The sequence below is a fragment of the Paenarthrobacter sp. JL.01a genome, assembly GCF_025452095.1.
Lineage (GTDB): Bacteria > Actinomycetota > Actinomycetes > Actinomycetales > Micrococcaceae > Arthrobacter.
The window spans coordinates 3,581,849-3,603,561 of record NZ_CP104877.1 but is presented as its reverse complement, the minus strand read 5'-3'; the positions used below and the strand labels follow the sequence as shown (position 1 = coordinate 3,603,561).

21 protein-coding genes are annotated in these 21,713 nt (G+C 64.6%); 12 read left to right on the top strand and 9 right to left on the bottom strand.

What is annotated here, in order from left to right:
• Positions 1–36 precede the first annotated feature (36 nt).
• The 3 genes from N5P29_RS17045 to N5P29_RS17035 all read right to left on the bottom strand — a co-directional run bounded on the left by N5P29_RS17045 (position 37) and on the right by N5P29_RS17035 (position 3,360).
• On the bottom strand, positions 37–1,392 hold the full coding sequence (locus N5P29_RS17045; RefSeq protein WP_262275992.1) for an ABC transporter substrate-binding protein: 1,356 nt from the start codon (positions 1,390–1,392) through the stop codon (positions 37–39).
• Positions 1,393–1,464: 72 nt separating this feature from the next.
• Positions 1,465–2,391, bottom strand: a complete 927-nt coding sequence (locus N5P29_RS17040) for a carbohydrate ABC transporter permease (protein WP_262275991.1) — start codon at positions 2,389–2,391, stop codon at positions 1,465–1,467.
• 9 nt (positions 2,392–2,400) lie between these two features.
• On the bottom strand, positions 2,401–3,360 hold the full coding sequence (locus tag N5P29_RS17035; protein ID WP_262275990.1) for a carbohydrate ABC transporter permease: 960 nt from the start codon (positions 3,358–3,360) through the stop codon (positions 2,401–2,403).
• Between the two features lie 214 nt (positions 3,361–3,574).
• Between N5P29_RS17035 and N5P29_RS17030 the strand changes: the two genes are divergently transcribed.
• Together N5P29_RS17030 and N5P29_RS17025 are read left to right on the top strand one after the other, a co-directional pair.
• The gene (locus tag N5P29_RS17030) at positions 3,575–4,774 is read left to right on the top strand and encodes a Gfo/Idh/MocA family protein (protein ID WP_262275989.1); all 1,200 of its coding nucleotides are present in this window, start codon (positions 3,575–3,577) and stop codon (positions 4,772–4,774) included.
• Between the two features lie 14 nt (positions 4,775–4,788).
• Complete coding sequence (locus N5P29_RS17025; RefSeq protein ID WP_262275988.1) at positions 4,789–5,808, top strand: LacI family DNA-binding transcriptional regulator; 1,020 nt, start codon at positions 4,789–4,791, stop codon at positions 5,806–5,808.
• 75 nt (positions 5,809–5,883) lie between these two features.
• Here the strand turns inward: N5P29_RS17025 and N5P29_RS17020 are convergent, their stop codons facing one another.
• From N5P29_RS17020 to acs, 4 genes are all read right to left on the bottom strand, one after another.
• On the bottom strand, positions 5,884–7,239 hold the full coding sequence (locus N5P29_RS17020) for an FtsX-like permease family protein (RefSeq protein ID WP_410007929.1): 1,356 nt from the start codon (positions 7,237–7,239) through the stop codon (positions 5,884–5,886).
• A 7-nt stretch (positions 7,240–7,246) separates the two neighbouring features.
• On the bottom strand, positions 7,247–8,014 hold the full coding sequence (locus N5P29_RS17015; protein WP_262275986.1) for an ABC transporter ATP-binding protein: 768 nt from the start codon (positions 8,012–8,014) through the stop codon (positions 7,247–7,249).
• 142 nt (positions 8,015–8,156) lie between these two features.
• Positions 8,157–8,954, bottom strand: coding sequence for a DeoR/GlpR family DNA-binding transcription regulator (locus N5P29_RS17010; protein ID WP_262275985.1), 798 nt, complete (start codon positions 8,952–8,954; stop codon positions 8,157–8,159).
• Positions 8,955–9,101: 147 nt separating this feature from the next.
• Complete coding sequence (acs, locus tag N5P29_RS17005; protein WP_262278608.1) at positions 9,102–11,147, bottom strand: acetate--CoA ligase; 2,046 nt, start codon at positions 11,145–11,147, stop codon at positions 9,102–9,104.
• Positions 11,148–11,575: 428 nt separating this feature from the next.
• Here acs and N5P29_RS17000 point away from each other — a divergent pair, with 428 nt between their 5' ends.
• From N5P29_RS17000 to N5P29_RS16990, 3 genes are read left to right on the top strand one after another with little or no spacing between them, the layout of a single operon-like run.
• Complete coding sequence (locus N5P29_RS17000; RefSeq protein WP_262275984.1) at positions 11,576–13,066, top strand: hypothetical protein; 1,491 nt, start codon at positions 11,576–11,578, stop codon at positions 13,064–13,066.
• A gap of 11 nt (positions 13,067–13,077) precedes the next feature.
• Positions 13,078–13,872, top strand: a complete 795-nt coding sequence (gene nth / locus N5P29_RS16995) for an endonuclease III (protein ID WP_144659112.1) — start codon at positions 13,078–13,080, stop codon at positions 13,870–13,872.
• Entirely contained in the window at positions 13,869–14,546 is a 678-nt protein-coding gene (locus N5P29_RS16990; protein WP_262275983.1) for an NUDIX hydrolase, read from the top strand. The genes nth and N5P29_RS16990 overlap by 4 nt, the downstream gene beginning before the upstream one ends.
• Before the next feature lie 20 nt (positions 14,547–14,566).
• On the opposite strand, the gene N5P29_RS16985 is transcribed toward N5P29_RS16990, so the two are convergent.
• Complete coding sequence (locus tag N5P29_RS16985) at positions 14,567–14,767, bottom strand: YegP family protein (RefSeq protein WP_262275982.1); 201 nt, start codon at positions 14,765–14,767, stop codon at positions 14,567–14,569.
• 171 nt (positions 14,768–14,938) lie between these two features.
• The gene (locus N5P29_RS16980) at positions 14,939–16,627 is read right to left on the bottom strand and encodes a bifunctional 3'-5' exonuclease/DNA polymerase (protein ID WP_262275981.1); all 1,689 of its coding nucleotides are present in this window, start codon (positions 16,625–16,627) and stop codon (positions 14,939–14,941) included.
• A 151-nt stretch (positions 16,628–16,778) separates the two neighbouring features.
• On the opposite strand from N5P29_RS16980, the gene ssd reads away from it, so the two are divergent.
• The 7 genes from ssd (at position 16,779) to N5P29_RS16945 (ending at position 21,703) form a co-directional block, all read left to right on the top strand.
• Positions 16,779–17,897, top strand: coding sequence for a septum site-determining protein Ssd (gene ssd / locus N5P29_RS16975; RefSeq protein ID WP_262275980.1), 1,119 nt, complete (start codon positions 16,779–16,781; stop codon positions 17,895–17,897).
• Positions 17,894–19,087 carry a TadA family conjugal transfer-associated ATPase gene (locus N5P29_RS16970; protein ID WP_262275979.1) on the top strand — a complete coding sequence of 398 codons (1,194 nt, stop codon included), beginning with the start codon at positions 17,894–17,896 and terminating at the stop codon, positions 19,085–19,087. Before ssd ends, N5P29_RS16970 begins: the two co-directional genes overlap by 4 nt.
• On the top strand, positions 19,084–19,893 hold the full coding sequence (locus tag N5P29_RS16965; RefSeq protein ID WP_262275978.1) for a type II secretion system F family protein: 810 nt from the start codon (positions 19,084–19,086) through the stop codon (positions 19,891–19,893). Before N5P29_RS16970 ends, N5P29_RS16965 begins: the two co-directional genes overlap by 4 nt.
• Positions 19,893–20,480 carry a type II secretion system F family protein gene (locus tag N5P29_RS16960; RefSeq protein ID WP_262275977.1) on the top strand — a complete coding sequence of 196 codons (588 nt, stop codon included), beginning with the start codon at positions 19,893–19,895 and terminating at the stop codon, positions 20,478–20,480. The genes N5P29_RS16965 and N5P29_RS16960 overlap by 1 nt, the downstream gene beginning before the upstream one ends.
• A 160-nt stretch (positions 20,481–20,640) precedes the next feature.
• A complete protein-coding gene (locus tag N5P29_RS16955; protein ID WP_262275976.1) occupies positions 20,641–20,958 on the top strand; it encodes a DUF4244 domain-containing protein in 318 nt (105 codons plus the stop codon).
• The gene (locus N5P29_RS16950; protein WP_262275975.1) at positions 20,955–21,344 is read left to right on the top strand and encodes a TadE family type IV pilus minor pilin; all 390 of its coding nucleotides are present in this window, start codon (positions 20,955–20,957) and stop codon (positions 21,342–21,344) included. Before N5P29_RS16955 ends, N5P29_RS16950 begins: the two co-directional genes overlap by 4 nt.
• On the top strand, positions 21,341–21,703 hold the full coding sequence (locus tag N5P29_RS16945; protein ID WP_262275974.1) for an Rv3654c family TadE-like protein: 363 nt from the start codon (positions 21,341–21,343) through the stop codon (positions 21,701–21,703). Before N5P29_RS16950 ends, N5P29_RS16945 begins: the two co-directional genes overlap by 4 nt.
• Positions 21,704–21,713: the final 10 nt, after the last annotated feature.

The following is a 21,713-nucleotide window of genomic DNA, read 5'->3' as shown; positions in this document are numbered from 1 at the left end:
AATGGGACGCAGAGCAGGCCTCACAACGGGAGGGTTCTACTTGAAGAGTGCGTTGACTTGCTCGTTGGCGGCTGTCAGCGAACTGGCAGGGGACTTACCCGAGACAACCGCGTCCATGGCCGGCTTCATGATTCCGGAAACCTTGGCGGCGTTGTCCGTGATCGGGAGCATGAAGGTGGTTTTGTCCTTCACATGCTGGGTAAAGGCGCTGACGTCCACGTTCTTGGCTTTGAAGGCATCTGCGGCCTTCTCGGAGGAGGTGGTGATGGCCGGGAACACGACGGCCTTTGAAGCTACGACGTCCTGGCAGGCGGCGGAACCGAGGTACTCCACCCACTTGATGGCTGCGTCCTTCTTCTTGGTGCCGGCCCACACGGAATCGGCCAGGCCGTTGAACATGGAGGCACGTTTGCCTTCGGGACCCTTCGGCGTGGGAGCGATGCCGACGTCGATGCCCTTGTAGCCGGTGTACTGGCCGATCATCCAGGAGCCGTTGCTGTTGATGGCGGCCTTGCCTGCGCCGAAGTTGTCGGCGGCATTGGCACCGACGGTGGTTTCAAGCTTGGGCATGTAGCCCTTCTCGGTCAGCGAGGCCCACCAGGCGATGGTGTCCTGGACCTTCTTGTCGTCGTAGTTGAAGTGGGTGCCCCAAGGGTTCTTGTCCGTGGTGGTCCAGCCAGTGGTGGCAGAGAGGTAGCTCCACTGCGTCTGGCCGGCGTTCTCGGCGTCGGAGCCCGGCAGGCCCAATCCGTAGACGGCAACGTTGTTCTTGTCGAAGCCGGCTTCGTCGCCGCGCTTTCCGTTCTTATCGACTGTGAGCCGGGCAATGGCCTTTTCGTAGGTGCCGCCGTCCTGCGCATTCCAGGTCAGGGAGCCCATCTGTTCCGGGGTGATGCCGGCGTCGGCGGCCATCTTCTGGTTGTAGAAGAGCGCGATCGTGTCCCAGTCTTTGGGCAGGCCGTAGCGCTTGCCATCCTGGCCCACCCAGAGGTCGGCAAGGCCCTCGTTGTACTGGGAGAGGTCTACCTTGTCCTGCGCAAGGGCGTCATCAAGGGCCACCAACTGTTTGGTCTTGATGAAGTCCGGATACTTGGAAAGGTGGTCCGTGAAGACGTCCGGCGCAGTGCCGGAGGCCATGCCGTTGGTGAGCTTGGACCAGTAGTCGTCCCAGCCGGTTTGGGTGATCTTGACGGTGATGTCCGGGTTGGCTTTGCTGAAGTCAGTGGCGCACTGCTGGTATGCCGGGAGCTGGTTGGCGTCCCAGAGCCAGTAGTTGATCTCGCCCTTGGCGGAGTCACCGCCGGAGCTGCCTCCGGAGTTTCCGCCCGAGCAGGCGGACAGTGCGAGGACGGCGGCTGCGGCGACGACGCCGATTGCCTTCTTTTTTATCATGGTTGGTCCTTTCAGGACGGGATGGGTGCGTGCCGGCGCAGGCCGGTTTCCGCGTGTGGGAGGTGGATCGGGCTATTTGGTGCCGTTGAAGCCGATGGAGTTGACGATCCGTTTGCCGAATATGGCGAAGAGGATCAGCACCGGCGTGGCGGACACGAGTGTTGCGGCCATGAGCCCTGACCAGTCCGGAGCACCTTGCGGGGACTGGGATTTGAAGACCCCGAGTCCCACGGTGAGCACCCGGGACTCTTCGGAGGTGCCTACCAACAGAGGCCAGAAGTATTCGTTCCACTGGCCCATGAACGTCAGCAGGGCCAAGGTCGCGATCGGAGCAGCGGCGTTGGGCATGATGATCTGGAAGAAGATCCGCCAGTGCTTGGCGCCGTCCAGCATTGCGGCCTCTTCAACTTCCCGGGACATATTCAGGAAGAACTGGCGCATGAAGAAGATGGCGAACGGGGTCATGAACAGGTACGGCAGCACGAGTCCGAGCATGGAATTGAGCAGGCCCAGGTTCTTGATGAGCAGGAAGTTGGGCAGGGCGGTGAAGATCGGCGGGACAAGCATGGTGGCAAGGAACAGGGAGAAGACCGCGTCGCGCCCCTTCCACCGCAGCCGGGAGAAAGCATAGGCAGCCATTGAGCTGAAGAACACAGCGCAGGCTGTTGTGATGCCCGAGAAGAGCAGCGAGTTCCAGAGGTACTGCCAGAAATTGATCGACGCGCCCGAGCCGCCTTCTGCGATGGCTTCGGAGGCACTCTGGAGGCCGAAGACCCGCTTGAACGCGCCCAGGTTGAAGTCGGCCGGCAGCAGGTTGGCGGAGTTCGCGGCGAGCGAGCCGTTGGTGGACAGGGCTGTGCGCAGCACCCAGTAGAAGGGCAGGATGCTCACGGCGATGGCCAGGCCGAGGAGGGTCAGGGCGATGGCGCGGCGCCAGCTGAAGGGGCGGCTAAACGGGCGGCGACGGCCGGCGCTTGTGCGTGAGGTAAAAGTGGTCATGGCGTGTCCTTAGTCCAGGTCCGACTGGTTGCCGCGGAGAAACTTCATCTGGATGAAAGCGACGATGGCAAGGATGAGGAAGAGGATGACAGCCAAAGCAGATCCGTAGCCGAAGTCCTGTTCGTTGAAGGCGCGCTGGTAGATGTAGAACTGCAGCACGCGGGTCGCATTGACAGGACCGCCGGCCGTGGTGACTGCAACGGTGTCAAAGACCTGGAAGGAACCGATGACAGTCACGACGAGGACCAGCACAAGGACCGGTCGCAGCAGTGGCAGGGTGATCCGCCAGAAAGTGGTCATGGCCTTGGAACCGTCGATGCTGGCGGCCTCATAGACACTGCTCGGGATGGCTTGGAGCCCGGCGAAGATCAGGAGCGCCGTGTAGCCCATATGCCGCCACGTGTTGATGAGCGCTTGTGTGGGGATGGCCCATTGCTCGCTGCCGAAGAACGCTACCCGGGGCAACCCGGTCCATTCGATGATCTGGTTGATGATGCCGATCTGGTAATCAAGCATCCAGAACCACAGCAGAGCCGCGATGACGTTCGCCATCAGGTAGGGCATCAGGAGCGCGCCGCGAATGAGTGTGGACCTGGCAACACGGTGCATCAGGATTGCAAGGCCCAGGGCCAACGCCGTCTGCAGGACGATGTTGATCACCACGTATTCCCCCGTGACGCCCAGGGCGTTCCAGAACAGCGGATCCTTGGCTATGCGTTCGTAGTTCTTTGTCTCAATCCATTCCGGATCGCCCAGGATGCTGTACTCGGTAAAGCTGAGGTAGATGCCCCGGATTGTCGGGACGAGGTAGAAGAGGATCAGTCCGACCATCGCCGGGGCGATGAAGAAGAGCGCGATCTTCAAGTCTCCGATACCGCGGAATCTGTCGGATGGTCTTCCCGGCTTGCGCGACTTCCGCGGCGCCTTGGCGGAGAGCCCAGGATCCGCTTGCTTGGTTAGCGTGGTCATCGTTGACCCTTTCTCGGGAGTGATGCGGGTAACAGCTGGAGGCGAATCTACACGAGTAGATTTTGCCTTGGCAAGACGAGTCGCGAAGTTTTGATGAAAAATGTTCGGAAATGTTGTTTCTGTTGACTCGTGTAGATAGCGGGTGCGACACTCGAGCGTACGCAAGACACGACGGACAAACGGCTGCTGTGCGCGGCCGCAGGAAAGGCAAACAATGACGTTTTCGATTGGTGTTGTTGGCGTGGGGCAGTTCGGCAGCCAGTTCGCCCACCTCTTCAAGCTCCACCCCGGTGTCCGCCGGGTCTACGCGGTGGACGAGCTGCCCGAGCGCGCCGTCGCAGCGCAGGAGCGTTGGGGTTTGGACGGCACCGTGGCCTCCTTCGAGGAGCTGCTGGAGTCCGACATCGATGCTGTCGCCATCTTCACGCAGCGGTGGACCCACGGCCCCTTGGTGGAGCGGGCCCTGCGGGCCGGAAAGCATGTGTACTCGGCGGTGCCGATGGCAATTTCCGAAGAGGAAATCGAGCGGATCATCAAAGCCGTGCGGGAAACAAAGCTGGTCTACGCGATGGGGGAGACCAGCTACTACAACCCCGCCACGGTTTTCGCCCGGAAGCAGCACGCCGAGGGTAAGTTCGGCCGGATCTTCTACACGGAGGGCGACTACGTCCACGACATGGACCTGGGCTTCTACGAGGCCTACCAATACAGCGGCGGTGAACGCTGGAAGGAAACCGCGAGTTACCCGCCCATGTTGTACCCCACCCACGCCATCGGCGGTGTCCTCGGCGCAGTACCGGGCCACGCCGTCAGTGTGAGCTGCATCGGAGTCAAAGACGAGCGGGGCGACGGCGTCTTCGACAAAGACGTCAGCATGTTCGCCAACGACTTCTCCAACGCCACCGCACTGTTCGAAATGAACGACGGCGGTGCGATGCGCACCAATGAGATGCGCCGCGTGGGGTATCCGTCGCACATCCGCGAATCCCGCTTCCGTTTCTTCGGAACGGACGCCAGCTTTGAGCAGCTCGCCACCACCACTGTGTGGCAGGACAAGTCATCTGTGCAGGACGTGTCCGAGCAGGTGGAAACCAAGCCCACCATGTCTGCCGACGATCCTTCACTGGCAGAGGTGGCACCTGAGCTCCGTGACGCGTTCATCTCAGGACTGGCTCCAGTGCACGATCAGTCCCGGCTCCCCGAGGAATTCCTCGGAGCGCCCAACGGACACGAGGGCAGCCACCAGTTCCTGGTGGACGACTTTGTGACTGCCGTGAACAACCGCAGCCTTCCCCCGGTCAACGCCTGGGTGGCCGCCCGGTTCACCCTTCCAGGCATCGTGGCCCACGAGTCTGCCCTCCGCGGTGGCGAACGGCTTCCCATTCGCGACTTCGGTGATGCCCCCGTGGAGTAGCTAGCATTTACCCCATGACAACAGCAGCAGTACAAACCCCGCGCGGACCGGTTACACGCAAAGACGTGGCCCGGTACGCCGGGGTGAGTACCGCCGTCGTGAGTTATGTAGTGAACGGTGGGCCCAAGAACGTGGCCCCGGCAACCGAAGCCAAGGTCCGCGACGCCATCCGCGTCCTTGGGTACCGACCCAACGCGGCGGCCCGGGCGCTGAAGCTGGGCTCCAGCGAAACCATCGGCGTTGTTGTACCGGATAACACCAACCCTTTCTTTACCCAGCTGGCCCACGCGGTCGAAGACGCGGCGGCTGAACTGGGATTCGGCATGGTGCTCACCAACTCCGATGGAAGCCTGACGCGGGAACGGAAGAACATCCGGACCCTGGCCGCCCGGCAGGTGGATGGAGTGTTCCTTGCAAGCTGTGTGTTCGACCCCGACGTCACGGAGCTCGAAGCCTCGGAAATCCCGGCTGTCCTGCTGAACAACGCCGGCTCACCGCCGGGGTTCAGCAGTGTGGGCGTGGACCTGGAAGCGGGTGCCCGGGCAGCCGTGGAGCACTTGATCGGCCATGGACACACGAACATAGGCCTCGCGATTGGGACCAATACCGGCAACCAGTTGGACGGACGCGAAGTCGGTTGGCTTGCCGCACTCCGTGAAGCCGGATTGGCCGAAGGCCCCATGCTGCATGGCCCGTTCAGCCGTCCCGGGGGCTATGAGGTCGGCAAGCGTTTCCTCGCCATGGCCAACCGGCCCACCGCTGTCTTCGCCAGCAATGACATGCAGGCCATCGGCATCCTCAGGGCGCTCCACGAGGCGGGCGTGCGCGTTCCCGATGAGCTGGCGCTGGTTTCCTTCGACGGCTCCCTGGACTCCGAATACAGCTGGCCGGCGCTCACCACCGTCGCGCAGCCCGTCAAAGCGATGGCCCAGGCAGCCGTTCGGGCCTTGGTAGGCAAGGGGCGCGGCGAAGAGCTGCAACACCAGGTCCTGCCCACGGAGTTGATCATCCGGCAATCCTGCGGCTGCGCCTAGGGCGCATCCGAAGTGGCACTTAATGACAATGTTTGGTCCCAACATTGTCATCAAATGCCAACTCGGCGGGGCTTGCTACGAGTCCACGCTCGCGTAGCGCTCCGGACGGGCCAGCACCTGGGCGATCTGAGCTGTCCCGGCGGCAACAGCAAGCCGAACCAGAAGGAACCCGGCCGCGAACACTCCCGCGATGGTCAGCAGCACCACGGGCTGGGTCAGCAGCACCGCACCCGTCAACGGCAGGACCAAGACGGCGGCAGCGGCTGCGGATATCCCCGCCACCAGGAACAGCGGAGACATCACGGCCTTGACTCGCGCGGCCACCATGAGTTTCCGCGGCATCCCCACCCGGTCGAGGGCCACCAGCGTTGACGCCCGATCCAGTACTGCGGCGGCCTGGTTCACGCCGGCCGAACACGCCACCATCAAAAACGAACCCAGCAGCGTAATCATCACTCCGGTATTGATGTCCCGAACGAGCAATGCAGCTTCGGTGTCGCCGGCGGTGCCCATGGCGTCCGCTATGGCCATGCCCACGCCCACGAAGACTCCCACAAAACTGGTCATCGCGACGCCCCCAACTTGCCGCCACGATTCTTTGGGACTCTCCAGTACAGTGCGTGCCGCGAGTAACTGCTCCGGCCTTTTCGCCCGCTTGAGCTGCGACGATGCCCGCAGGCGCAGGACCCACGGGCCCATGAGGTTCAGCGCCAACAACGCCAGGCCAAAGCAGCCACCCATGACGGCGATGATCACGATGAAGGCCCCAAAGCTGCTGAGCATTCCCATCGCCACCACTCCGATCACCACAACAACAGCCGCAATCAGCCCGCGAACCCAATGCGCGCCGTCGGCCGTTTGCCGGGTCCTGACGCCCAAGGGCGTCACCACAACTTTCCGCAGCCCAAGCGCGGCGCTCGCCGCCGCAAGCACGCAGACCGCCAGGATGCAGCCCAGGATGGAGGGCACGGACAACCACGCGTGTCCGCCGATCGCCTGGCCACGGAACTGGATCAACCCCAGGAACGGAGCCGCACACGCGTACAGTCCCGCGCCTGCCACCGCACCCACTGCTGCGAGGACGGTCGATTCGATCACGGTCATCCAGACCACGGTCGCGCTGTTGGCACCCAACAGGCGCAGGGACGCCAGTCGGTCATCACGACGGCGGGCGGCCAGCCGGGCGGCTGAGGCACCGAGCGTCAACAGCGGGATGATGAGCAAGACCATTGCGACGACGGCCAGCGCTTGGTAAGTGCCTGCGATGTCGTCGGTCCAGGACCAGAAAACTTGGGAGCCGCCCGCGACGGTGAGCAGGAGCGCGGTCACTGTGCCGAAGGCAACGATGGGCAGCCCGGCATCACGGAGTCCCGTTTCGCGGAAACTGTTCCCGCTGTTGCGCGCAAGATAGGGACCGAGCCGGAGGGCCATGGTGAGGCTAGACATTGAAGGCACCTTTGAAACTGGTGGTTGCGGGGGCAGGGCTGGCAGCGGCAGGCGCGATTCCGGCGTTGTCCACTAATCCCGCGCTGTCCGCCACGATCCTGCCGTCCCGGAGCTCCACGACACGTTGGCAGCGTGCGGCTACGTTGGGGTCGTGGGTGACCACCAGGAGCGTGCGCCCATTGGCAGCCACGGAGTGAAGAAGCACGTCGAGGACTTCGGTGGAGGTCGCGGAGTCCAGGGCCCCGGTGGGTTCATCGGCAAACACCATCCGTGCACCGGTGACCTGCGCCCGGGCGATGGCCACACGTTGGACCTGGCCGCCGGACAATTCACCCAGCCTGCGATGTTCCATGCCCGCCAGACCCAAAGCCGCGAGCCACTCCGCGGCACGGGACTCGGAGGTGGCCCGGTCGGTGCCGTTGAGCATGAGCGCCAAGGCGACGTTTTCGACGGCGGTCAGCTCGGGCAGGAGCATGCCCTGCTGGAAGACGAAGCCGAATTCCTCACGGCGCAGGCGGGACAACGCTGCGTCCCCCAAAGTGTCCAGGCGCAGCGGTGCCGAAGGTGTGCTCAAGGTGATGGTGCCGGCGTCGGGCCTTAATATCCCGGCGAGGCAGTGCAGGAGGGTCGTCTTGCCTGAACCCGAAGGGCCGATGATTGCAATGGATTCACCGGCGTTCGCGGTGAAGTCGACGTGGTCCAGCGCAATGCTGCCGGGGTAATGCTTGGTGAGTTGTTGAGCGTGGAGGATGGCGTTCATATAACCAGCATCCCCAACCGCCCTATCCGACCGCGTCAGTCCACTGGTTGAACTCCGCGACCCGGCCTCCACCCGCGGTATGAGACCCAACTGGGGGACAGCAAACGCTCCAATGGGCCGTCATTGGAGCGTTATCTGTCCCCTAGTTGGGTGCGGTGGCGGCGATCCTGAGCCTGGCCACGTTCTCCTCCAGCACCCGGCGCGCGTCATCGCCCAGCAAGGAATCCGTGATGAGCTCGTCAGCCTCTTCCAGCGCAGCGATCGAGGCAATGCCCACCACACCCCACTTGCTGTGGTCGGCAAGGACCACGGTGCTGCGTGCCGAGGACATGAAGGCGCGGTCTGTCTCGGCTTCGAGCAGGTTCGGGGTGCTGAAGCCGGCCTGCGCGTCCATGCCATGCACCCCCAGGAAAAGGACATCGAGGTGCAGTTGTTTCAACGAAGCCGTAGCGATCGGCCCCACCAAGGCATCGGAGGGGGTGCGCTCGCCGCCAATCAGGATGACGGTGGAACCGAACCGCCCCGGACCGGAGGACGCGCCGTGGTGGAACAGGTCCGCGATCCGCACCGAGTTGGTCACCACGGTGATCCGGGGACCGTTGACGAGTTCCTTGGCCAGGGCCCAGGTGGTGGTTCCTGCGCCCAAGCCAATGGCCATGCCCTCCTGCACCATGGACGCAGCTTCCACCGCGATCGCATGTTTTTCCGCCGTGAGCTGGGTGGATTTCAGCTCGAATCCGGGTTCATGCGTCCTGGCGTCACCAGGGAGCTTGGCTCCGCCGTGGATGCGTTCCACCCTGCCGGTTTCCTCCAGGGCCTCGATGTCGCGCCGCACGGTCATGGGGGAGACGCCCAGCAAGTGGGCGAGGTCGGAGACCCGTACCACGCGCTCGCGCTGGACGGCTTCGATGATGGCGGAGTGGCGTGCTGCCTGAAGCATCAGGGCCTTTCTGGGAACCTCGTCAAACATGGGGCTGGGTCTGGCACCAGTCTAGGACGCGGCCACTGGTTAAACGCGTATAACGCACGACGACGCCGCCCACCCCGGGAGGCGAGCGGCGTCGTCGTGCGTTTGGATCCGGTGTCGCTACTTGCGCAGCGATTCCGCGATCTGGGTCATGATGCCAGGGTCTGCCAGAGTGGTGGCGTCGCCGGTGTCGCGGCCTTCTGCGATGTCCTTCAGGAGGCGGCGGACGATCTTGCCCGAGCGTGTCTTGGGCAGTTCCGGAACGATCAGCAGCTGCTTGGGCTTGGCGATCGGGCCGATTTCCTTGCCCACATGATTGCGCAGTTCCAGTACGGTTTCGTCACCGTTGTTGACGGCGTCGCCGCGGAGGATGACGAACGCGACGACGGCCTGCCCGGTGGTCTCGTCGGCGGCACCAACCACGGCTGCTTCAGCGACGGACGGGTGGCTGACGAGCGCGGATTCGATCTCGGTGGTCGAGAGCCGGTGGCCGGAGACGTTCATGACGTCGTCCACCCGGCCCAGGAGCCAGACGTCGCCGTCCTCGTCCTTCTTGGCGCCGTCGCCAGCGAAGTACATGGCCTCGAACCGGGACCAGTAGGTGTCCTTGAAGCGCTCCGGGTCGCCCCAGATGCCACGGAGCATGGACGGCCACGGCTCGCGGACCACCAGGTAGCCGCCTTCGCCGTTGGCCACCGAAGCGCCGTTCTCGTCCACGACGTCCACAGCGATCCCGGGAAGCGGAACCTGGGCGGAGCCGGGCTTGGTGGCGGTGACGCCGGGAAGCGGAGCGATCATCTGGGCGCCGGTTTCGGTCTGCCACCACGTGTCCACGATCGGCGCGGGGTGTTCCTTCTTCTGACCGTTCTTGCCGGCGTTTCCGCCAATGACGTCCCGGTACCACATCCAGGCCTCGGGGTTGATGGATTCGCCCACGGAGCCCAGCACGCGGATGGAGGAGAGGTCGTACTTGTCCGGGATGTCCCGGCCCCACTTCATGAACGTGCGGATGGCGGTGGGAGCCGTGTAGAGGATTGAGACCTTGTACTTCTCCACGATTTCCCACCAACGGCCTTGGTGCGGAGAGTCGGGAGTGCCTTCGTACATTACCTGGGTAGCGCCGTTGATGAGCGGCGCGTAGGTGACGTACGAGTGGCCGGTGACCCATCCGACGTCGGCGGTGCACCAGTACACGTCCGTTTCCGGGTGGAGGTCGAACACGGACTTGTGTGTGTAGGCGCCCTGGGTGAGGTAGCCGCCGGTGGTGTGCAGGATGCCCTTGGGCTTTCCGGTGGTGCCCGACGTGTAGAGGATGAACAGCGGGTGCTCGGAGTCATGTCCGACGGCGGCGTGCTCGGTTCCAGCGACGCCTACGGTGTCGTCCCACCACAGGTCGCGGCCCTCAACCCAGTTGACGTCCTCACCGTTGCGCTTGACCACCACCACGTTCTGGACGGTGTGGCCTTCCTTGGACAGGGCTTCGTCCACGGCCGGCTTCAGGGGGGAGGGCTTGCCGCGGCGGTAGGTGCCATCTGCGGTGACCACGAGCTTGGCTTCGGCGTCCTCGACGCGGGAGCGCAGAGCGTCGGCCGAGAAACCACCAAAGACCACCGAGTGCACTGCGCCGATCCGGGCGCAGGCAAGGAGCGTGATAACGGCCTCGGGAATCATGGGCAGGTACACGGCCACGCGGTCGCCCTTGGCCACGCCCAGGGCTTCGAAGGCATTGGCAGCCTTCTTGACCTCTTCGGTCAGCTCCGCGTAGGTGTAGCTGCGGGTGTCGCCGGGTTCACCCTCAAAGTAGATGGCAACGCGGTCGCCCAGGCCGTTTTCGACGTGGCGGTCCAGGGCGTTGTAGGCGGCGTTGATTTCTCCGCCCACAAACCACTTGGCGAAGGGCGGGTTGGACCAATCCAGGGTTTCGGTGAAGTCCTTGCTCCACGTCAGCAGCTCACGGGCCTGCTTCGCCCAGAACGAGGGACGGTCGGCTTCAGCCTCTTTGTAGGCGTCAGCTGTTGCCACGGCGTTCGCGGCGAACTCGGCCGAAGGCGCAAACTTGCGGTTCTCATGAAGGAGGTTTTCAAGGGCCTCTACGTGGGGGGCCTGACCGTTCTGAGCCGATGTAGCTGCAGCGGTGGCCGTGGATCCGGTGGTGTCCTGGGACATGGTGAACCTCATCATTCATCGATCTTTGCTGCGCGGAGCCCGCCGTTAGGTCCGCAGAGTACTGTCCGCCTTCCACACTATCGCCTCGGGACGTCCTACGTGTGCGTGGTCACAAACGCGGCAGCGAGCGGCACATTTTTAGCGCCGAATGGCACCTTGGGCGGCTGGGAAACGCTTACATGACGTACGACGCCGGTCCGCGCCCAGCGCCCTCAGCAGCCGAAACCGGGGCTACTTTCTGTAAGCAACCTTGGAGTTCGCTGTGGGCGATGCCGTATGACCGTTTTCGGCTAGAAGGCTGTCAGGGGGGTGGCATAGGCTGAAGAGGTCTTGGGACGCACCCTCAGGCGTGTCCGGCGATCCTGCGGAATCCCGTGGAAATCGCTGGACCGGACTGCCCAAGACGCCGCCGTACAAAGGAGAAATACATGAACCAGCTGAGCCCAGGACCGCACGACTCACAGCCGACGGGACCGGACACCACGGCTGGAACGGCCACTGGACCAGATGGCAAAGCTGCTGCCAGCCCTGCGCAGTCAACGCCTGCATCATCAGGAAAAAGCGATGCCACAACCGGTGGCGCCACTAAGTTCGATGCCGTAGCCGGCCCCTTCACCATCCGGGACCTCACCGTCTTTGGCTCCACGCTCCTGATGTTTGTCGCGTCCCTTTTGCCCATGTTCGGCTCCCGCTATAACCTCTGGAACCTCGGCAACCTGTTCTTCCTGCTGCTGGGCATCATCCTGCCGCTGGTAGTGGTGGCGCTCTTCGTCGCCCGCCGCTTACAGCCGGGAACCATCGTCCGCGTGGGTTCGCTGTCCGTTGACCAGTTCGCCTCCGTCACGGCCTCCTTTGCTTTCCCTTTGTTCTTCCTGACCATCGCCAATTCGTTTAATGGCAGCGTCCTTTTGGGCTTGGTTGGCTCCGTGGGCCTGCTTGCTGCGACCGTCCTTGCCCCGCACCTTCCCTTCCTCTCTGCCGATTTCAAGGGACGTGCTGAGACTCCGGCCCATGTGGTTGCCCGCGTAGCAGCTGTGCCCAGCCGCAAGCCTGCTGCTCCCAAAGCGCCGAAGGCACCTAAAGCGCCCAAGCCGAACACGTCGACCTCCACGTCAGGTGCCACCTTCGGTGCTTCCGGCGGTGGATCCTTCAACGCCAGCGCCTCGGGTGCGGGCGCGGGCTTCCCCGGAGCCTCTGCTGCTTACCCGGCCGCCGGCACTGCAGCCGGTGCAACCGCAGCTGCCCCTTCCCCCGCTGCCCCGGGCGCAACCGCAGCCGGCGCAACCGCCCCCGGCACAGCTGCTGCCAGTGCCACCAGCGTGGGCGCTCCCAGCCCCTTCGCTCCGCCAGCCAGCTACGGAAGCGAGCCGTCGCAGGCAACGGAAGCTCCCGCCGTCGTGCATTCTGCGGACAGCAAGCTCCCCGGTGAGCCAGCCGGTCAGGAACCTGTCGCAGGGAGCTCGGGTGCGGGCGCCTCGGCTGCGGTACCGGCAGCTGAACGGGAAAGCTCTGCCAAGGAGGCGCAGCCCGCTGAAGCTCCTGCAGCAGCACCGTCGGCTGCTGCAGAGCCGGCCACCACGCAGCATGCCCAGCAGCCCGCTGCCCAGCAGCCATGGGCAGCCACCATGGCAACCCCGATCGTCTCCGGCGACACCCGCAGGGTCAGCGACACCATCGGTGCCACGGTCGATCCCGCGAGCCGCCCCGAGGAGTCCGATGCGCCGCAGTATGAGGCGTTCTGGTTCGCGGTAGCCCAGCCGCGCACTGCCTACGACGAACGCACGGGCGCCCCGTCCTTCACCATCGAACCCGGTGGCTGGGTGCTCGCACTCGAAGACCGGGGCCATGAGTTCCTGGTCCAGGACACCGACGGCAAGCTGGGGGTTCTTCGGGAGCTCAGCAACATCGAACGCGGCTAGGACGGGACGACGTGGCCATCGCCGAAGCTGGTTCGCTGCTCGCACTCAAGCGTCGGGCACGCAAGATCAACAGGGTCCTCGCGGAAAAGTATCCGTACGCGCACGCTGAGCTGGACTTCACGAATCCCTTCGAACTGGTGGTGGCCACGGTCCTGTCCGCCCAAACCACGGACGTGATGGTCAACCAGGTCACCAAGATCCTGTTTGCCCGCTACCCCGATGCCCGGGCCATGGCCGAGGCCGATCCCGCTGAGCTGGAGGTGATTCTTCAGCCCACCGGCTTTTTCAGGGCCAAGGCCCGGAACGTCCTGGCGCTCAGCACGCGGCTGGTGGATGAATACGACGGCGAGGTCCCCGGCAGGCTCGAGGATCTGGTGACGCTTCCCGGCGTCGGACGCAAAACGGCGAATGTTGTGCTGGGCAACGCCTTCGGAGTTCCCGGCATCACGGTGGACACTCACTTTGGACGCTTGGCCCGAAGGTTCGGCTGGACTACTTCGGACGACCCCGTGAAGATCGAGTTCGACGTGGCCGAACTGTTTGAACCGCGGGACTGGACCATGTTGTCGCACCGGGTGGTGTTCCATGGGCGCCGGGTGTGCCATTCTCGGAAGCCGGCCTGTGGCGCATGCCCGGTGGCCAGCCTGTGCCCGAGCTACGGTGAAGGCGAAACGGATCCCGTCAAAGCCGCCAAACTGCTCAAATACGAGCTCGCCCCGGGCAACGAGGAACTGCTGGAAAAGCTGCTGGCCGAGACACACCGCGCCGCCGAGATCCGGATGGAATCGCAAAGGAGGCCCGGGTGACCGCGCTGGAGGAACTGACCGCCTTGGTGACGAGGTTCCAGGCCGGTCAGCAGGAGCACTCCGCCCTCTGGGACATGCTCCCCGTCACGGCCGAGACCAACCGTGCAGCTGCGGTGCTCATGCTCTTTGGCGTTCTTGACGACGTCCCCGCGGAGTCGGGCCGCCCCATCGCTCCGGCCGACCTTGACGTCCTGCTCCTGGAACGCGCCCACACCTTGGACGACCACCCGGGGCAAGTGGCCTTTCCGGGCGGCAGCGTGGACCCCGAGGACGAGTCCGTGGTGGCCGCTGCCTTGCGTGAAGCGGTGGAAGAAACAGGGCTGGATGCCAATGGTGTGCGCGTCCTGGGAGTTATCCCCGAGCTTGGACTCATCCGCAGCAGCTTCCGCGTGACCCCGGTATTGGCGTGGTGGGATGCTCCGTCCCCGGTCCGAGTGGTGGACTACGCCGAATCCGCGCAGGTTTTCCGGGTTCCTGTCCGCGACCTCCTGGACCCTGCCAACCGGGTCACGGCCACGATTTCCCGCTTCGGGCGCACCTATACGAGCCCGGGGTTCACCATCAACGGCGTGGTGGTGTGGGGCTTCACGGGAATGGTCCTCAGCGGCCTTTTCGACGAGCTGGGCTGGACCGTTCCCTGGGATCGGGCCAAACTCCACGACATCGACCTCTGACGACGCCGCCGGTGTGGCCGTTACGCGGCCTTGCGTGCCGGCGTCGAACGATCCACGATCAGCCCCGTTGCGGCATTCTCCCGGACGGCTTCAATGCCGGCCACCACCCCGTCGAGGTGTGGGAAGGTCGGTGACTCCGCCACCACAGTCCCATCGGCCGCCGTGAGGCGGAACCGGTACCCCTGACCGTTGTCAGCGAGAATTTCAAACCTGCCTGCCATGCTTCCCCCTTGTAATGCTTCCTTGCATGCACCGTGGACTCCCAAGGCCACTTACCCAGTGAAAATATCGGGAAGCGGCGGGGAACCAAAGTCGCCCGTCATGCCCAGGTCACGGCACCTCATCTGGCGAGATGTGACTGGAAAGTCCGCACGCTTGCCGCTAATGTGCGGCTACTTCGCCTTGTCGTAAGAGTCGACGACGGCGACACTCACCGGAAATTGCACGGGAATCGGCCCGAACATCAGTTCCTTGGCTGCAACGGCGGACTCTTCGATGGCCCTGATGCACGCGTCCACGGCGTCATCGGGGGCGTGGACCATGACTTCATCGTGCAGGAAGAAGACGAGTTCCCCTGACGGTGAGCCTTCGGCACGCAAAGCCCGCAACCGGCGTCGTAATTCCGCGAGCCAGCACGCTGCCCACTCAGCTGCCGAGCCCTGGACCACGAAGTTCCGGGTGAAGCGCCCCCGCGACCGGGCCAGGTTGTCGGCCCGGCGTTGTTCCTCCGCGGTGGTTGATTGCTGGCTCCGCAGCCAACCGGCCGACGGCGGCGGACTGCTTCGGCCGAGCCGCGTAGTCACCGTCCTGCCGGCTTCGCCTTCCCGGGCAGCCTGTTCCACGTACCCCACAGCGCGTGGATACGTGCGGGCCAGCTGTGGCATGAGCCTGCCGGATTCGCCTGTGGTGGCGCCGTAGATAGCGCCCAGCAGCGCGACTTTCGCTTTGGCCCTGTCGCCACCGAAACCTTGGGCGGCAATTCCGGCGTAGAGGTCCTTGTCGCGGGCTGCCTCAGCCATTTTGGTGTCCTGGGCCAAGGCCACCAGCACCCGCGGTTCGAGCTGCGACGCGTCAGCGACGATCAGCTTGTGGTCCGGGTCCGCGTGCACCGCCGCACGGATATTGCGGGGAATTTGCAGGGCGCCGCCCCCGCGCGAGGCCCAACGGCCCGACACCACGCCACCCACCACATATTCCGGGTGGAAACGCCCGTCCCGCACCCACGCGTCCAGCCACGCCCAACCGTTGGCGGTGTGGAGGCGGGAGAGTTTCTTGTATGCGAGCAGGGGCTGGATGGCGGGATGCTTCGACTCCTGGAGCTCCCACTGCCGCGTACTTTTGACTTCGATGCCGTTGCGATGGAGCGCACGCATGAGGTCCTGCGGCGAGTCAGGGTTGAGGCTGGGGGAGTTGAGGATGGTCCGAAGCTCAGTGCAGAGCGCTTCCAAAGCCGGGGGTCGGTTGCCGGGGGCAGGGCGGGGGCCAAGGACATCGGCCAGGATTTGCTGGTGCAATTCTTCCCGCCAGGGAACGCCGGCGTGCTGCATTTCGACGGCGATGATGGCGCACGCCGATTCGGCAGCAAGCAGCAACTGTAGCCGTTGTCTTCGCTGTTGCCCGGTGTCGACCTGCGCCACCGCTTCTTGCTGGGCCGCGAACTCTGCTTTCAGTTCGGCCAGGCCTGCTTTGGGATCCGACGGCGTGAGGTCCTCAAAGAGTGCGCCTTGATCCGCGGACGTCGGTGGTGGCTGGAGGATGCGGGGTGGGCTGTCGTCGTCCTGGGTGAGGTGAACCGTGTTCCGGGCGTAGTCCGTGTGGGCTGTGAATTCCGAGTGGGCCAGTATCGCCCCGCAGAGCACCAGGTCATGGCACCGCTCCAGCTCAATGCCGTGGCCCAGCAGTTCCGGATACCAGTCCTGGGCGCGGTGCCATACCCAGCGCGGCCGTTGGGTTTCGAGCTCACGGACGACGCCGGGCAACTCAGCACGGGTGACGAAACGGGCGTCTGCGGTGGCTTTTCCCGCAGGAGAAATCCTCTGTACGGCTGCGCCGTCCGGATGGGCGGCGAGCAGCAAATACATGCGTTCCATTCTGCCCTGTTGGTCGGCTGCTGCTGTGCAGCACTGGGACTCCTCCTCCACAAGCGGCTTCAGGTACGGAAATGGGCGGGGTTTATGCACATACGGTCTTTGGAGGCTTATCCGGAGTGAGGGGGTCGGCGAGGGTGTTGTCATGAGCAAGCGTATTCGTCGGCACAGGCAACCCATCGGCCAGCCAGAGGAAGGGGATCCGGGCGGCTACTGGGTGCCGCAGGAGGCATCAGGGGTGCTCCTGGTTTCGGCAGATCCCTACCTCCAGGAGGAAGCACAACGGATAGTGGCCGCGGCGGGTGGCATTCTTCGAACAGCGGTGAGCGTCACGGAGGCGGTCCATGGTTGGGACAGTGCAGATGTCGTCTTGGTGGGCAGTGACATACGTGAACTGCCGCCACGGCGGAGGGCACCCTCAGTATTGCTGGGCAAGGGCAGCGACGGAGACGCATTGTGGCGTATGGCCGCCGCACTTGGGGCCGAGCGCGTGGCGGTCCTTCCCGAGGCCGCTGCGTGGCTTGCTGAACACTTGACCATGTCGGGTTCGCCCGAACCCGGTGGGACGGTGACCGGGATCGTGGGTGGCTGCGGCGGCGCGGGCGCATCGACTGCCGCCATCTGGCTTGCCCAGGCCGCGGCCTCCCAAGGAGTCAGGACGTTGCTCATCGACGGCGATCCCTGGGGAGGCGGACTGGAACTTGTCATCACGGACGAGCCGGTTCCGGGCCTCCGATGGCCGGACTTCCAGGAAAGCAGGGGAAGCATGGATCCCGTCCAATTCAGGGACTCCCTGCCGGTGGCCGGTGGTTTCACGTACTTGTCCTGGCCGGGCACGCGTGAGCCGGTGCAAAGTCCGGATGCGGGAGCCATTGCTGCCATCATGGATGCTGCACGCCGGGCGTTTGAGCTCACCATCGTGGACCTCGGACGGAGCAGCGAGGGCGTGGGAAGGCTTTCCTGGGACTGCGACAATCTCTTGCTGCTAACAACGGCATATTTGAGGTCAGCTGTAGCTTCTGCCCGGATCCTGGACGAGCTCCCACCTGCGGGTACCGGCCTCCTGGTGCGCGGCAGCAGCGCTTCGCAGGTTCAGCCGAATTTCCTCGCAGAATCTCTCGGGATCCCGCTGATCGGGGTGATCCCTGAGGTTCGCGGCGTGGGCGCCGCGACGGAACTGGGCAGGCTGCTGGAACTGGGCCGCCGAAAGGACGTCGGACGCTTCACGGGGAGCGTGCTGGAACTCAATGGAGCCCTCCGATGAGCAGGTTCAGTGAAGGACCGCGCCGCCAGCAGGCTCCCAAGCTGGACACGGTGCTTCTTGAGACAGTCCGTGAGTCGGTACTTGCGGGCCGGGGACCGGTTACGCCGTCCACCGTAGCGGCGGCGATCCAGGCGAGTGGCAGGCTGCTGGGGACCGCCGGCGCCCTGGAAGCCGCAGAGTCCATTAACGCCGAATTGAGTGGGCTGGGCCCATTGCAGCAACTGGCCCAAGACCCCTCGGTCACTGACATTTTCGTCAACGCACCGGACTCGGTGTGGTTCGACCGTGGGCGGGGCCTGGAACACAGCAGGGTACGGTTCGACGCCGAGCCTCACGTCAGGTCCCTTGCATCGCGGCTGGTAGCCGCAGGAGGACGCCGGCTGGACGATGGTTCGCCGTGCGTCGACGTCCGGCTCAAAGGCGGTTATCGCGTCCATGCCGTGCTCGCCCCCATCTCCACTGCAGGGACCCTCTTGTCCATCCGCATACGCCGTGAAGAGGTGTTCACGATGTCCGAGCTGAGGACGGGCGGGATGTTTTCCCCAAGAGTTGAGGAAGTTCTTCGTGCCATTGTCGAGCGGAGGCTGAGCTTCCTGATCAGTGGCGCAACGGGCTCCGGAAAAACCACGCTCCTGTCCACCATGCTGGGCCTCAGCCACCCGGACGAAAGACTGGTTCTGATCGAGGACGCCGCTGAACTCAACCCGGTCCACCCACACGTGGTCTGCCTTGAATCGCGCCACGGGAATCTGGAAGGCGAAGGCAGCCTGGACCTCGGTGAGCTGGTCCGGCAGGCACTGCGCATGAGACCCGACCGGCTGATCGTTGGAGAATGCCGGGGCGCCGAAGTACGGGAATTGCTGACGGCGCTGAACACGGGGCACACCGGTGGCGGGGGCACCATCCACGCCAACACAGCCGAAGCGGTTCCCGCGCGGCTCGTGGCCCTCGGCGCGCTCGCGGGATTGAATGCAGAGGCCGTTCAGCTACAGGTCTCTACAGCCCTGGACGCCGTGATCCACGTGGCCAGAACCCGGATGGGGCGGCAAGTGACTTCCATCGGGATGATGGTCCAGACTCCCAATGGTCCCGAAGTAGTTGCTGCGTTGACTTTGGGTCCGTCCGGGATAGCGGAAGGTCCGGCCTGGTTGGAGATGTGCCGCAGGCTTTCCCTGGAGCCGCACAGATGATGAGCATCATGGTTCTCGTCCTGGCCTACGCGGCGTGGCTGCACTTCCGGGGCGACGAGGCAAGCCGTCGTCGCAGGACACGAAGCCTGGGCAGGCAGGATGACAACAGTGCCCCTCCAGTGCAGGGAGTCCCGGTCCGGCACTGGCTGCGGCGCCGTTCACCCGACGCGCCCAACCTGGTGATCCTGGTCCAGCAGTTGGCGGCACTCCTGCGCGGGGGCCGCGGAACATCGGCGCTATGGGAAGAACTGTGGCTGGTCCATGATCCGCAGTCCAAGGAGGAACCTGCTGCGCAGACCGGAAGCGGTCGTGGAGAGCATTCCCCGTCCCGTGGGTCAGTCCTTTCCCTTGAGTCCTTGAAGGTGCTGGGAGCAGCGCGGGCCGCTTCCGCACTGGGAAATTCACCCGCTGACGCCATCCGCCGGACGGCCGCGCAAACGTACCCCATGCGCGGAAGTTCAGAGCGGCGGGAGTGGATGGAGCTGGCGGCCTGCATGGATGTAGCCGAAGCCAGCGGGTGTCCGCTGGCAGATCTCCTGACCCGGTTCGCGGCACAGCTCGAGGCCGAAGAAGATGCCGAGGCCGCACGCCAGACCGCGCTCGCAGGTCCGAAGGCCACCGTTCGCCTGCTGTCATGGCTTCCATTGTTCGGGCTGGTTCTCGGCATGGTGCTGGGCGTGGACCCCCTGGGTATCCTGCTGGGAAACCCTTGGGGCGTTGCCACGTTCGCTGCCGGACTGTTGCTCACAGTTGCCGGACGTATCTGGTCCTCCAAGTTGGTCACCGCCGCAGCGGGAGGCAGCTGATGCCCGGCCCTGGGGTCCTGTTGATAGTGGGATTCCTGGCCCTCGCAGCGTTCGCTTCTTTTGCTGTCCCCACCCGTGCCGGCCTGCTGATTGCTGCCCTCCCAGGTTCGTCGCCGCCCAGCGGTGCTAGCGATAACGCGGGGTCTTCCCTAGACGGCCTTCGCGATACAGCGATGATGCTGGAGCTGCTGGCTTCCATGCTCGACGCCGGAGCGGGCATCGGGAGGGCCCTGGAACTCCTCGCCGGTGCTGCTTCGCCTCCGATCAGCCAGTCATTGCGACCGGTTGTCGGAGCGTTGGCCATCGGCGCCGACTGGGAGACCGCGTGGCGCACGCCTGCACAACACGCCCCGGAGGTCTTGCGGCTGAAGGAGGCGCTTGCCTTCGCTGCCCTCACCGGAGCGCCATCGGCGTCGATCCTTTACGCCCAGGCAGCCCGGGAACGGCGTGAAAGCTTCAGGGCCGCTGAGAAACGGGCAGCTGCCTTGGGCGTAAAACTCGTGGTGCCGTTGGGGCTTTGCTCGTTGCCGGCCTTTATTTGCCTGGGCATCGTTCCAGTACTGATTGCCATGCTTCCTTCGGCGTGAACTCTGGCTCACAGCTGACTCGCCAACCGCACTCTTCCTCCACAACCGCCCTTTTGGAGGGGTTTTCCACTTGCAGGCATCACATACTTTCGGCCCATCCCGGGCCACGGAAGAGTCGAACCAGCCAGACACCGCTGGCACTCTTGAAAGGAAATCAAACGTGATAACAACATTTAGTCCGCCTGCTGCCGGGCCGGTTGCCCCGGCACGCCCCATTTCCGGAGCCGAATCACGCCAAGACATGGTGGCGGTCCGGGACCCCGAGCGCGGGGATGACCCCGTCCGGAGAGGGAGGCGGCCCCGGAAGGGACTCCGAAGCCGGCTCAAGGGTTCAGAGTCGGGCATGGCCACCGCGGAGTATGCGATCACTACCTTGGCTGCTGTTGGCTTGGCCGGCTTGCTGGTGGTCATCCTCCGCAGCGAAGAAGTCCGGGGCTTCCTGCTCAACGTAATCCGTACGGCTCTGTCCTTGCCATGACAGAGGTGCTGCTTGTCCGCAGGAGGGCCGCACTGGCAGGTGGGGAGCGCGGAGCCGTGACTGCCGAGTTCGCTGTCGCGTTGCCGGCTGTGGTGCTGCTGCTGCTGGCTTTCCTGCTGGCAGGCGGCGCTGCCGGCATCACGCAGCTGCGGCTGGAGGAGGCGGCCAGGGCCGGTGCCCGGGCTTCCGCGCGGGGTGAAAGCGCTGCCGTTGTGCAAGGTACGGTTACCCGGCTTGCCGGGGAGGGTGCCGGCGCATCGCTGACAAACGACGGCGGCTGGCTGACAGTCACTGCTTCCTCACCCGTTGGTGGAGCCATGGGCTCGCTGATCCCGTGGCGACTGACGGCGTCAGCGTCCGCCCGGGCAGAGGCAGGAGCTCCGTGATCCGGCGATCCGTCAGTTTCGGCAGCGAGCGCGGCTCCGGATCAGTGCTTGCTTTGGCGCTGGGAGCCGTCGTGACGGCACTCCTGCTCGGCGTGCTGTTGCTGGCCCAGGCCGGAGTGATGGGCTCACGTGCCGCGTCCGCTGCTGATCTTGCCGCCCTCGCTGCGGCGGATGCCGCCCGGGGCCTCACCACGGGAGAGCCGTGTGCCGTGGCGTCAGAGGTGGTCGGACATCACAACGCGACTCTCAGCTCCTGCTTGGTGACAGGCGGCGAGGTGGTGGAGGTCGTCACGGAAGTGGCGTATCCCCTCAGCTGGGGCGTTGCTACGGGACATGCCAAGGCGGGGCCACCGCCGTGAGCGCCGGGTG